The organism is Pseudomonas sp. FSL R10-2189, from assembly GCF_009600325.1.
GTDB classification, from domain to species: Bacteria; Pseudomonadota; Gammaproteobacteria; order Pseudomonadales; family Pseudomonadaceae; genus Aquipseudomonas; species Aquipseudomonas helleri.
In genome coordinates, this window is record NZ_WIVZ01000032.1 from 1 (window position 1) to 12,571 (window position 12,571).

General features: G+C 60.3%; 11 protein-coding genes. All 11 read right to left on the reverse strand.

What is annotated here, in order from left to right; genetic code table 11:
• Window positions 1–92 precede the first annotated feature (92 nt).
• The 11 genes from GHO32_RS20025 to GHO32_RS20075 all read right to left on the reverse strand — a co-directional run bounded on the left by GHO32_RS20025 (window position 93) and on the right by GHO32_RS20075 (window position 12,538).
• A complete protein-coding gene (locus GHO32_RS20025) occupies window positions 93–713 on the reverse strand; it encodes a TetR/AcrR family transcriptional regulator (RefSeq protein ID WP_048372709.1) in 621 nt (206 codons plus the stop codon).
• Window positions 714–828: 115 nt separating this feature from the next.
• The gene (locus GHO32_RS20030; protein ID WP_153334884.1) at window positions 829–1,917 is read right to left on the reverse strand and encodes an endonuclease/exonuclease/phosphatase family protein; all 1,089 of its coding nucleotides are present in this window, start codon (window positions 1,915–1,917) and stop codon (window positions 829–831) included.
• 50 nt (window positions 1,918–1,967) lie between these two features.
• Complete coding sequence (gene deoD, locus GHO32_RS20035) at window positions 1,968–2,678, reverse strand: purine-nucleoside phosphorylase (RefSeq protein WP_153334885.1); 711 nt, start codon at window positions 2,676–2,678, stop codon at window positions 1,968–1,970.
• Between the two features lie 2 nt (window positions 2,679–2,680).
• On the reverse strand, window positions 2,681–3,922 hold the full coding sequence (locus GHO32_RS20040; protein ID WP_153334886.1) for a phosphopentomutase: 1,242 nt from the start codon (window positions 3,920–3,922) through the stop codon (window positions 2,681–2,683).
• The gene (gene deoA / locus GHO32_RS20045) at window positions 3,919–5,241 is read right to left on the reverse strand and encodes a thymidine phosphorylase (protein ID WP_153334887.1); all 1,323 of its coding nucleotides are present in this window, start codon (window positions 5,239–5,241) and stop codon (window positions 3,919–3,921) included. Before deoA ends, GHO32_RS20040 begins: the two co-directional genes overlap by 4 nt.
• The gene (deoC, locus tag GHO32_RS20050; protein WP_153334888.1) at window positions 5,241–6,014 is read right to left on the reverse strand and encodes a deoxyribose-phosphate aldolase; all 774 of its coding nucleotides are present in this window, start codon (window positions 6,012–6,014) and stop codon (window positions 5,241–5,243) included. Before deoC ends, deoA begins: the two co-directional genes overlap by 1 nt.
• Window positions 6,015–6,082: 68 nt before the next feature.
• A complete protein-coding gene (locus GHO32_RS20055) occupies window positions 6,083–7,342 on the reverse strand; it encodes a NupC/NupG family nucleoside CNT transporter (protein WP_153334889.1) in 1,260 nt (419 codons plus the stop codon).
• A gap of 77 nt (window positions 7,343–7,419) precedes the next feature.
• A complete protein-coding gene (locus GHO32_RS20060) occupies window positions 7,420–7,836 on the reverse strand; it encodes a cytidine deaminase (protein ID WP_153334890.1) in 417 nt (138 codons plus the stop codon).
• Window positions 7,833–9,557, reverse strand: coding sequence for a bifunctional UDP-sugar hydrolase/5'-nucleotidase (locus GHO32_RS20065; protein WP_153334891.1), 1,725 nt, complete (start codon window positions 9,555–9,557; stop codon window positions 7,833–7,835). The genes GHO32_RS20060 and GHO32_RS20065 overlap by 4 nt, the downstream gene beginning before the upstream one ends.
• 19 nt (window positions 9,558–9,576) lie before the next feature.
• Window positions 9,577–10,224, reverse strand: a complete 648-nt coding sequence (locus GHO32_RS20070; protein ID WP_048372726.1) for a MotA/TolQ/ExbB proton channel family protein — start codon at window positions 10,222–10,224, stop codon at window positions 9,577–9,579.
• Between the two features lie 73 nt (window positions 10,225–10,297).
• Entirely contained in the window at window positions 10,298–12,538 is a 2,241-nt protein-coding gene (locus GHO32_RS20075) for a TonB-dependent receptor (protein ID WP_153329736.1), read from the reverse strand.
• Window positions 12,539–12,571 lie beyond the last annotated feature (33 nt).

A 12,571-nucleotide genomic window follows, 5' to 3' on the forward strand; every position in this document is an offset into this window, starting at 1 on the left:
CCTAAGCCCTGTGGGATACAGGACTCAGGCTGCGCTGGGCGCTAGTTAATCTGTCCAACTTTTGGGGGGCAGTTCAAGGGGGCTAGGGCAGCCTACGGTTCCAGCCCGATGCCGCGCAGGATGACTGTGGTGATGGTTTGTACCGCTTGATCAAACTGTTGGTCTGACAGCGGCTGGTGGCCGTTGAGCACGTTGACCTGGTAGTCGAAGTCCGCGTAGTGCTGGGTCGAGGCCCAGATCATGTACAGCAGGGCAGAGGGCTCGACCGGGTTGATGCGTTTTTCTTCAACCCACTGGCGGATCTTCTCTTCCATGAATTTGGCGCCCTTGGACATGTGTTCTTCAAGCATGTCCTGAAACAGTGGCGCACCGCGCATGATCTCGTTGGCCCAGAGTTTTGAACCGTGGGGACGCAAACGCGAGTGGGTCATTTTTTTCATCACGTAGCTGGTCAGTACCACGCGCGGGTCGTCGAACTGCACAAAGCAGTCGCCTTCCAGATCCCAAGTGCCGAGGAGGTTGACCAGCACTTCGCGGTAGAGGTCTTCCTTGGTGGTGAAGTAGTAATGCAGGTTGGAGCGTGGCAGTTCGGCATGCAGGGCAATGTCGGCCATTTTGGTCCCGGCATAGCCTTGTTCGGCAAAAATTTTCTCCGCAGCTAAAAGGATTTTTTCGACGTTTTTTCGACGGATTTTAACTTTAGGATTGGTCATCGAATTCCATATTCGGGCGAAGGAGCAGCTCGGGCCTATGCGTGCGTAGCATAGTTCAAATCATTTACAAAAATCAGGTCAGCCGCCTGAACAGACGGCCGACCGGCCCGCTTTTTCAAGGCGCAGGGCGGAAGATTTCTGCGTACAGCGGCCAGTGGTCAGAAACGCCTTCGGCATGCCGGGCACTGTCAAAACGTGCCGGACTGCCCCAGCGATTGACCTGGTACGGGCTGCTGTGGGCCAACCGGATGCTAGCAGGGTCAACTTGCCAGCCATTGAAGCCGCCCGCCCTGGTCATTTGCTTGGGGAATAGCAGCATGTCGAAGAACGACCACTCGCGCTTGGTGTGGTAGTAGTAGCTGCCTTTGCAGTCATTGCAGCCAATGAATTGCGAGACCGCCCAGGTGCTGGCCAGGTCTTTGGCGATGTAGCCGTTCTGTTTTTCTTCCCCGGCATTGATGTTGAAGTCACCGCCGACAATGGGCAACACATCGCTTGGCAGTTCGCTTTTGAGTTGTGCCAGATACGCCACGGCTTGCTGGCGCAGGTAGCCCGGGGCGCCGCCAGACGGCAGGTGCACGGCGAACACGGCGGCCTTTTGGCCACCCGGCAGCAATAAGCGTACTTCAAGGATGCCGCGGGTTTTGCTCACGCGTTCCTGGTCTTCGTTGCCCAGGGCTTTGTACGGCACGCGGTGCAGGCGGGCCTTGTCCCATTGCGGTAAACGGCTGAGCACAGCGGTATCGATACCCCGCGCATCCCAACCTTCGATCAGCACGCGCGTCTGGTAGTTCGACTTGCCGAGGTGGCTGTTGAGCTGCTCAATCACGTTGATGTTTTCAACTTCGTCGAGCATCAGGATGTCCGGGCCTCGGCCCTGGTTGATCTGCTGGATGACGGCGCTCAGGCGTTTGAGTTTTTCGTTGAGCAGGGCGTCGGTCCAGTCGTTTTCTTCACATTCCTTGCGCCACGCCGCCACGTCAATTTTGGTGCAGGTGGCGAGGTATTCCGGGTGAGCTTGCTTGACGCTCAGGGGCAGGTAGGCGTAGTCGTCCTTGCCCTCGTCGTGCACGGTATCGAAGAGGTTTTCGACGTTATAGGTCATCAGCGACACCCGCGCTGTGTCGGCGCTGTGATGGGGGGTGCAGGCGCTCAGGCACAGGACGCTCAGCGCAATGGCGATAGGGGCACGAAGGAATTTCATGGTGGATCGATCCAGGCAAGTAGGGAAGTGTTGGTCTTAAGCGTCAGGGGTTACGGAGTGGTCAGCGCCTCCAGGCTCAACTGCATCATGGCGTGGAAGTCGTCCTGGCGTTGTTGGGCGCTGAGCCTGTCACCGGTGAGGATGTGGTCGCTGACGGTGAGGACGGTCAGGGCTTTTTTCCCCAGTTCGGCGGCAACGCCATACAGCCCGGCCGCTTCCATCTCTACGGCCAGCAAGCCCATTTTTTGCATGCGTTCAAACAGCCCGGCCTCTGGTTCGTAGAACAGGTCGGCGGAAAAAATATTGCCGATGTGTACCGGCAGTTTTTGCCTGTCGGCCTGGCGCACCACGCGTTCAAGCAGGCGGTAATCGCAGATGGCGGCAAAGTCGTGGCCGGCCAGACGTTTGCGGTTGACGTTGGAATCGGTGCAGGCGCCCATGGCGATGACCAGCTCGCTGAGCTGTACGTGGGGCTGCACCGAGCCGCAACTGCCGACGCGGATGATCTGCTCCACGCCAAACTGGCTGAACAGTTCGTGGGCATAGATGGACACCGAGGGGATGCCCATGCCGGAGCCCATCACCGAGATTCGCTGGCCGTTAAAGCGGCCGGTGTAAGCCAGCATGTTGCGCACGCCGTTAACCTGCACTACGTCGGTCAGGTAGGTGTCAGCGAGCATCTTGGCGCGCAGCGGGTCGCCGGGCATCAGCACGGTGTCTGCAAAGGCGCCAGGTTCGGCGTTGATGTGCACAGTAGCCATGATCAGTTGCCTCGCGCCGGTGTTTCGTGAAGAAAAGACCGCCCATGGGAGCATGGCGGTAGCCTGAAGAAATCAGCCAGGGTCTGGCCAAAATCGGCAAAACTGTCGCGTTCGCCGAGGCTGCCAGGCGTGATGCCTGCGCCCCAGGCCAACACGGGAATGTGTTCGCGGGTGTGATCGCTGCCGGCAAAGCTGGGGTCGCAGCCATGGTCGGCGCCAAGCAGCAGCAGATCGTCAGGGCGCATCTGCGCGAGCAACTCGGGCAGGCGCCGGTCGAAGGCCTCCAGCGCTGCGGCATAGCCGGGGATGTCACGGCGATGGCCGTAGAGCATGTCGAAGTCGACAAAGTTGCTGAAAATCAACGTGCGGTCCGGGGCTTCGGCCAGCGCGCTGAGGGTGGCGTCGAACAGCGCATCGTTACCGTCGGCCTTGTACAGTCGGCTGATGCCACGGTGGGCAAAAATATCGCCGATCTTGCCCACGGCAAAAACCTGGCCACCGGCTTCGCACAAGCGGTCAAGTACGGTCGGGGCGGGCGGCGGCACGGTGTAGTCATGGCGGTTGCCGGTGCGCACGTAGGTGCTCGGGCTATCACCTTTAAAGGGCCGGGCGATGACCCGGCCGATGGTGTACGCATCGCACAATTCACGGGCGATTTCGCACAGGGCCAGCAACCGCTCAAGACCAAAGTCGTCCTCGTGGGCGGCGATTTGCAACACGCTGTCGGCGGAGGTGTAGAGAATCGGTTTGCCGCTGCGCCGATGCTTGTCGCCCAGTTGCTCGAGGATGGTTGTGCCGGAGGCGTGGCAGTTGCCGAGGATGCCCGGTAGGTTGCCCCGTTTGATCAAAGCCTCCAGCAGTTCGGGCGGGAAGCTGTTTTGGTGTTCAGTAAAGTAACCCCATTCAAACAGCACCGGCACACCGGCCATTTCCCAGTGCCCGGACGGAGTGTCTTTGCCGCTAGACAGCTCACGGGCGTAGCCGTAGGCGCCCTCGACCTGACTCTGGGCGGGCAGGCCGGGCGGGAACACCCCGGCACTTAATGCCGCGGCATGCCCCAGCCCGAGGCGGGCCAGGTTGGGCAAGTGCAGCGGCCCTTGACGTTGTGGGGTGTCGGCTTCGCCACGGGCGCAGGCCTGGGCGATATGCAGCAAGGTGTTGGCCCCGCTGTCACCAAAGGCGTCGGCATCGGCGCTGGCGCCAATACCAAAAGAGTCGAGCACCAGCAGCAGTGCCCGGCTCATGAAGCCTCCATCAATAACTGCACGATCAACGGCGAGGCGCTGTCGGTGTGCTCGGTGATGGTATAGGCCGCAAGCACGGCCTTGGCGGCTTGCTCGGCCTTGAACGGGTTGCTGGCATGCACCATGGCCAACGGTTGACCGGCCTCAACATGTTCGCCGGGGAGCTTCAACTGGCTGAGGCCGACGCTTGGGTCGATGCGGTCTTGCGGGTGCAGGCGGCCGCCGCCCAGAGACACCACGCAAATGCCGATGGCCCGGGTATCAATGCTGTTGACCACGCCCGACACTGGGGCGCAGACCGGGATCACTACCTCGGCTGCGGCCAGGTACGCCTGTGGGTGATCGACCAGGTCGGCCGGGCCGCCGAGTGCTTCGACCATGCGTGAGAAGCGGCGCAGGGCCTCACCGCTGCGCCAGACGTCGAGCAAGTGCTCTCGGGCCTGTTCGGCGCTGCTGGCCAGGCCTGCACAGAGCAGCACTTGGGTGGCCAGGGCCAGGGTTACTTCCCACAGGCGCTCGCTGCGCACTTCACCGCGCAACAGAGCAATCGCTTCTTCGACCTCCAGCGCGTTGCCCGCCGAGCGCGCCAGCGGCTGGTTCATGTCAGTGATCAGGGCGCGGGTCTTGACCCCGGCGCCGTTGGCCCCGGACACCAGCGAGTCGGCCAGGGCCACGGCGTTGTCGGCCGTGGACATAAACGCGCCGTTGCCCACTTTGACGTCGATCAGCAGCACATCGAGGCCCGCCGCGAGCTTTTTGCTGAGGATCGAGGCGGTGATCAGGTCGATGGATTCGACGGTCGCGGTCACGTCGCGAATCGAGTACAGGCGCTTGTCGGCCGGAGCCAGATCACCGGTCTGGCCAATGATTGCGCAGCCGACGTCAGCGACGATGGCCTGCAAGCGCTCGGGGGAGGGCAGGCTGTTGTAGCCGGGGATGCTGTCGAGTTTGTCGAGGGTGCCACCGGTGTGGCCCAGCCCGCGCCCGGAGATCATCGGCACATAACAGCCGCAGGCGGCCAGCAGCGGTGCCAGCGGCAGGCTGACCATGTCACCGACCCCGCCGGTGGAGTGTTTGTCGACCACCGGGCCCGGCAGGTTCCAGCTCATGACTTGCCCTGAGTCGCGCATGGCCAGCGCCAAAGCGACGCGTTCCTGCACCGTCATGCCCTTGAGCATCACGGCCATGGCGAAGGCGGCGATCTGGCCTTCGCCAATGCTGTTATCGGTGATGCCGCGAACAAAGCGCTGGATATCGCTGTCGCTGAGGGTCAGGCCTGCGCTTTTGCGGCGAATGACTTCTTGTGGCAACCAGTTCATCAGTACGCTCCTTGCGCTGGGGTATCGGCACTCAGGCCGATGAGTTCAAGCGTGTTGTCGAGCAGGCTGGAGGCGCCAAAGCGCAAGTGGCGCGGCGAGATCCAGTCTTTGCCAAGGGTGTGTTCGGCCAGCCACAGGTACACCGCTGCATCGCCCAGCATGCGCATGCCGCCTGCGGGTTTGAAGCCGACGTTCGGGTTGGTTTTGGCGATCACATGCAGCATCAATTCAGCCGCTTCAGGGGTGGCGTTGATCTTCACTTTGCCGGTGCTGGTCTTGATAAAGTCGGCACCGGCTTCGATGGCGTCGATGCTCGCCCGGCGGATCAGCAAGGCATTGAGTTCACCGGTTTCGAGGATCACCTTGAGCAGCGCTCGGCCTTCGCACAGCGCTTTGCAGGCGGCGACCAGTTCGCGTCCGCGTTGTTCGTCGCCGCCAATCAGGGCGCGGTAGGGGTAAACCACGTCGATTTCGTTGGCGCCGTCTGCCAGTGCCTGGCGAATTTGCTCAAGCACCTCGGCCAACGGCGCATCGCCTGCGGGGAAGTTGCACACGGTGGCCACCTGGATCGAGTCGCCACCCAGGGTATTCAGGGTGCTGCGCGCCAAACGGACAAACTGCGGGTAGACACACACTGCGGCGACAGGCCCGACCGGGGTCAGGGCCTTGCGGCACAGCGCCTGGATGCTGGCGTCGGTGTCGTCGGCGTTGAGTGAGGTAAGGTCCAGCAGGGCGATGACTCGACGTGCCAGTTGGAGTTCGGTGTCATTCATGTCGGTTCTTCGATCTTTCAAGGGCGCCCGGTCAGTGGCGGGCGCCTGTTGGGGTAATAAGGTGCGTTTCACAGTGAAATAAACACGCCGGCCAGTGCTGCACTCATAAGGTTAGACAATGTCCCGGCGGTGACGGCGCGCAGGCCCATGCGGGCGAGATCCTTGCGCCGGGAAGGGGCCATGACCCCCAGGCCGCCGAGGATGATGCCGATCGATGAGAGGTTGGCAAAACCGCACAGGGCAAAGGTCACGATGACTTGCGTGTGGGCCGACAACACGCTGACGCCTTTGCTTGCCGCTTGCACCGGATCGATGTGAGCCGCGAAGTCGACGTAAGCAACAAACTCGTTGAGCACCAGTTTTTCACCGATAAACCCGCCAGCAACCGTGGCTTCGCTCCACGGCACGCCAATCAGGAAGGCCAGCGGCGCAAACAGGTGGCCGAGGATCAGTTGCAGGCTCAGGTGCGGCAGGCCGAACCAGGCGCCGCACCAGCCGAGAATGCCGTTGAGCATGGCGATCAGGGCGATAAAGGCCAGCAGCATGGCGCCAACGTTGAGTGCCAGGTGCAGGCCGTTGCTGACGCCCAGTGCCGCAGCGTCGATGACGTTGGCCGGTTTGTCCTCGGGGTAGACTTCCACGCAACTCGGGTCGTCATGGGGCAGATGGGTTTCAGGCTCCATCAGCTTGGCCATCAGCAACCCGCCGGGGGCGGCCATAAAGCTGGCCGCGATCAGGTATTTAAGCTCGATGCCCAGGCTTGCGTAGCCGATCAATACAGAGCCGGCCACCGAGGCCAGACCGCCCGCCATCACCGCGAACAGTTCGCTACGGGTCATGCTGGGCAGAAACGGGCGCACCACCATCGGCGCTTCGGACTGGCCGACAAAGATGTTGGCGGTGGCCGACATCGACTCGGTGCGGCTTGTGCCCAAGATGCGGTGCAATGCGCCACCGATCACCCGGATGATCACGTTCATCACGCCCAGGTAGTAAAGAATGGCAATGAAGCTGCTGAAGAACACAATCAGCGGCAACACCTTGATCGCGAAGACAAACCCCTGATGGCCGAACACCTCGAACATCTTCTCGCTGGCCAGCGGCCCGAAGAGAAAGCTGATCCCTTCGTTGGCATAGTCCTGCAGCGACGAAACGGTGTTGGAAATGGCCGCCAGGGTGGTCTGCCCCCAGGGCACGTACAGTGCGAATGCACCGACACCTGCTTGCAGTAAAAAGGCTCCGCCCACTGTTTGTAACTTGATCGCCCGGCGGTTGCTGGAGAGCAAGACCGCCAGAAGGATCAATACACCTACACCAATGAAGCTCATGACTGCATTCCCATGTGTAAAGCATCAAAATCGCCTGCACCTCTGTTGGGTGCTGCGGCGGGCAGGGCAGTGGGTCGTTAAAAACGGAAAGCGCCGGGTAACAGTTGCTCGATGGTCCAGTCGCGGCTGGCCGATTCTTGATGCCCGATACAAAACACCGGGCAGTGAGCAAGCATGAGTTCGTGCATGACCTGACGGCAGGCGCCGCAGGGGGAAATCAGCGCCACTTTTGGGGCATACACCAGCATCGCCTTGAAACTGCCGGGGGCATGCCCCTGGGCGATGGCGCTGAACAGTGCACTGCGTTCAGCGCAGTTGGTCAGTCCGTACGAGACGTTTTCGACGTTGCAGCCGCGGATGATCTGATCATCCGCGGTCAGCAGGGCGGCCCCGACAGGGAAGTCCGAGTGCGGGCACCAGGCGGCTTTCGAGGCCGCAATGGCCTCGGGCAGCAGGCGCTCGTAAAGTGCTTGCGCTTGGGCCGTGCGGCTCATCGTTGGGCACTCTTGGCCAATGCATCGTCGACCTTGTGAATGCGCTGCGCGGGAGTGTGTTCGCCCACCGGGTTACCGGCGCGGTCGTTGACTTGCAGGTAGTCGATCAACGCATTGAGGTCATTTAGACCGGTGTCCAGACGTTCGCTGGCGTCCTTGAAGACCGTAAAGTTATCGCCGCCGCCGGCCATGAACGAGTTGACGGTGACTTGGTACGGGTAATCGGCAATCACCGGAACGCCGTCAATTTTCATGCTGTTGGCCAGTACCCGGTCACCTTGAGGTTTGCTGGCATCCCAGCTGTAGGTCAGCGAAGACGACGGTTGCAACGGGTAAAAGCCGAAACCGTTGTTTTGCCACTGTTGTTCCAGCAGTTGTTTTAGTTGCGCGCCGGTCAGGGTGAGGATGTTCAGGGTGTTGTTGAAGGGCTGGACCGAGGCCACTTGGCTGTAGCTGAGTTGGTCCTGGCCCGGGTCGAGAATCAGGTCGGTACGGATCCCGCCGAGATTGATGAACGCCACTTGCGCACCCAGCGAACGGGTGGCATGCAATTGCGCATCGGACACCAGGTCGCCCATGGCGGACTCGCCTGCGGCGTTGAGGGTACGTTTGACTTCTGTCGCGGCCATGCGCGCGATGGGCTTGTTCAGTTGCTCATGGCTGCGGGCTTCGACTTCGGCCTGCTGCGCAGCGATTTCTGGCATCGGCTGGTAGCGTTTGGGGTCGACCACAATGTTTTCGGCCTTGGCATCCAGTAACTGGTGCTTGCCGGTGTCGACCTTCAGGTTCAGGTGCGTGACCAGACGCCCGTACGAGCTGGCCTGGGTGATGAGTTTGTCGCCCAGACGGCACATGTAGCCCTGGTGGGTGTGCGCAGTGATCACCACTTTGATTTCCGGGGCCAGACGGTTGGTCACATCGAGGATGTCGCCTTTGAGCTGGCTGCAATCGGTCTTGTCGAAGGATTCGGCGGTTTCGCCGCCCTGGTGAATCACCATGATCACCGCGTCCACGCCTTGCTTGTGCAGTTCTGGCAACAGCGCGTTGGCCGCTTCGGCTTCATCGATGGTGTACAGGCCGTTCATGCTTTGGGTGCTGACATAGGTCGACACATTGCGCAGCACGGCACCGACGAACGCAATTTTCGCGCCGTTGGCTTCTTCAATCTGGTAAGCCGGAAAGAGCGTCTTGCCGGTTTGTGCGTCCATCAGGTTGGCTGCCACATAGGGGAAGCGTGTGCCTTTGTAATCCTTGCTGTACAGACAGGCCTTTTCCGGGCGCGGTGAGTCGCAGCCGCCGTTGATCTGGCGTTGCAACTCGATCGTGCCCTGATCCAGTTCATGGTTGCCGATCACGCTGAATTTCAGCCCCAGGGTGCCGAGAGCCGTCAACGTCGGCTCGTCGGCCCACATGGCAGACATCGGCGGGCTGGCCCCAATCATGTCCCCGGCGCCGACCAACAGCGTTTGCGGGTCTTTTTTGCGCAGTTCGCTGACCACACCGCTGAGGGCGTTGATACCGCCCGCCTGCATCGTCACCTTGCCACCCGGCGCCGAGGCATCGGCGTAGGTGAACGGGTTGGGTGCGAGGTTGCCGTGGAAGTCGTTGATGGCAGCAATGTTGACCTCGACCGTTTTGCCGGGCGGGTTACAGGCGGCTATTGCCAGGGCCAGCGGTAGAATCAGGCTGGCCTGGCACAGGCGCGAGAATACATTCGACATGGGGGCTCCTTGGCTTGGCTCAGGCGGTACGTGGCTGGCCGGCCAGCGAGGCGGCAGGCGTAGGGGAGGCGACGTATTGAGTGCCCAGGCCTGCGCGCAGCAGAAGCATTTTCAGGTTGTCGTTGATCAGTTCCAGGCGGTCTTGCAAATGGCTGTTGAAGACCATGCCCACCAGTGCAATGGCGATACCCAGCGCGGTGGCGTACAGCGCCGTACCGATACCGCGGGACACTTCACCCGGGTCGGAAACACCGGCTTCGGCCAGGGCCTTGAAGGTGTCGATGATGCCCATGATGGTGCCGAGCAAACCCAGCAGCGGTGCGCCGGCGACGACGGCTTCGAGGATCCACAGGCTGTGGGACAGCTTGCCGCGCATGGAGATGTAAATGGCCTGGCCGAGGTCTTCGAGTTCCTGGTGCGAGTGCAGTTGACGACGGCCGTCGTAAATCTGCGAAAGCAATTGCAGTGGCAGGCTGTCACGTTGGGTCAAGGCTGCTGGCAGGTCATCGACGCTGCGCACTTTGCCGCTGATGGCCGGGACAAGTTGGCGGGCCTTGCGCAGGGAGTAGCTGAAAAAGATGCAACGTTCAACGACGACAAAGGCGGCCAGCGCAGCAGCGCCGTACATGACGTAGAAAGTGAGATCGTGCAGCAGATTCATGTTCATCAGGTTCTTCCTATGGGTGGGTACAGCCCAGGCCCGCTGTTTAGCCGGGCCTGGTTACAGGTCAAATCAAGGGTTAGAAGCTGGCTTCAAACGAAACCATGGCAGTACGTTCTTCACCGACGTTGTAGTACGGCGTTGCAGCGTTCAGACCGTTAACCGGCGCGGCGTTGAGCACCACGGTGCGTGCCGACGACAGGTATTCCTTGTCGAAAACGTTGAGCATCGAGACGCGGATGGCGGCAGATTTGAAGATCTTTTTGTCGACTGGCAGGCGCACACCGGCGCTCAGGTCAACGGTGGTACGGCCAGCGATTTCCTGGTCGTTGGTCAAGTCGCCGTAGTAGCTGCCGACGTATTTGCCGGCGATGTTGGCGTAGTAGCGTTTGTTGTCCCAACCGATGCTGGCGTTAAGCATGTTTTTCGGCACGTTGGCCAGTTGTTTGCCCGCGGTCGGCAGGTTTCTGTTGCGGATTGTGATGTCGTCTTTCTGCTCGGAATCGGTGTAGGTGTACGAGGTGTAGTAGTTGAAGTTGTACGGCAGCAGGCCGCTCCACTCCAGTTCCAGACCTTTGTTGACCACACTGCCGACGTTGAGCATTTCGTAGTCGCCATCCGAGTTGGTGGTCGACAACTGACGGTCGCGGTACGAGATGTGGAACAACGTTGCGCTCAACGCCATGTCGTCCTTGGTGAAGCGCCAGCCCAGTTCCTGGTTCCAGCTCAGCTCAGGCTTGGTGCTGATCGAGTCGCCAACGTTGTACAGCACGTAGTTAGGCGGGGTACGCATGTTGCGGGTGATGTTATAGAACGCCTGATTCTGCTCGTTGATCTGGTAACGGGCGCTGAAGTTCGGCAGGAACTGGTGGTACTTGGCGTCACGCTTTTCAGGCTTGTTGTACAGGTCGCCGAGGTTGTTACCGTCACGCTCGACGTACTGGTAGGCAAGGCCACCGACCAGGGTCAGGTCGGGTGTCACGATCCAGGTGTCTTGCAGCGAGAGTTTCTGCGCCGGGGTAACGGTGTACTGATGGCGGCCCTGTACGGTCACGCCATTGTTGTCTTTAACCTGGTTGCCCGAGTTGTAATCGCCCCAGATGTCGCTTGGCGCGCCGTTGGCATCGATGCTGATAAATGGCTGGGTCTGGCGCTGACGGGCGCGCTCGTACCAGTAGCCCAGGTCGATGCTGTGGGACTCATTCATGTCCCATTTCAGCTTGTTGTAGATACCTGTACGCCAGGTTTCGGTCCAGGAAGGGCGGTAGTAGGTGTCGTACGGCAGGCCCTTGAGGTCGTAGTTGCCGGCTTTGCTGCTGGTGGACGACAGGGCGGAGGCGGTCTGGCCGCTGAAGCTGCCGCCGTTGGCCCACATGTAGTAAGGCGCGATGGACAGTGACAGGTCGTCGCGCAGCTGGAAGCGCTGGGTCAGCGTGGCGGACACGTTTTCAAACGGGTTACGGTTGATCTTGTAATACGAGGTCAACTTGCCGCTGCTGTTGTAGATCGGGTTTTCTGCGTAATCAAGGCTGCGACCCGACTTCTCGAACTGCGCCTTGCTCAGCGTGTTGTAGTTATAGTTGTCCTGGCGGTTGTATTTAATGATGGCGTTGGTCGAGTTGCCATTGCCGTCTTCAAATAACGTGTTCCATTCAACTTTGTCTGCGCGTACAACACCTTTACCGCGCCATTTATCACCTTCGGTGTGCGAAGCCGATACATACGTTTTAAAACCGTTGATGTCGCCGGTGTTAATACGCACAAATGATTTGTCGAGGCTGTTGGAGCCCACCGCCTGTTTAACGAAAACACCAAAGTCTTTCGTCGGACGCAGGGTCACCAGGCCAATGTTGCCACCGCTGGAACCAATATGTGGGCCGTCGATTTCCGAAGAACCTTGAGTGGCGAATATTTCACTGAAGTTCTCAGGGTCGCCGAGCAAGTTTGGATAGATCGAGTAGTCACCCGAGTCGTTGATCGGGATGCCGTCAGCCGAGACGCCGACCTGGTCGGAGTTCATGCCGCGCATGGTGAAGCTGGTGCCGCTGAGGCCCGAGGCGTCGGTGCTGGACACGTTGATGCCGGGCGTGTACTTGAGTTTGTCGAGGGCGTTGGCAGTGGGTGCCATTTCGTCCATCGCCTCTTTGGTTACCGTTGAGCGCGCTTTGGGCGAATCTTCCTGAACCATATGGCCATTGCCCAGACTTTGGCCGGTTACTTTAACGTCACCTATATCAACTGAATCTTGCGCGAGCGCAGACAAAGTCCAGCCGCCAACCCCAACGGCCAGCAACGTTGCAAATAAAGTATTGAGTTTCAAAACGCTTTCCTCTTGAACATCATGAGTGGAGCA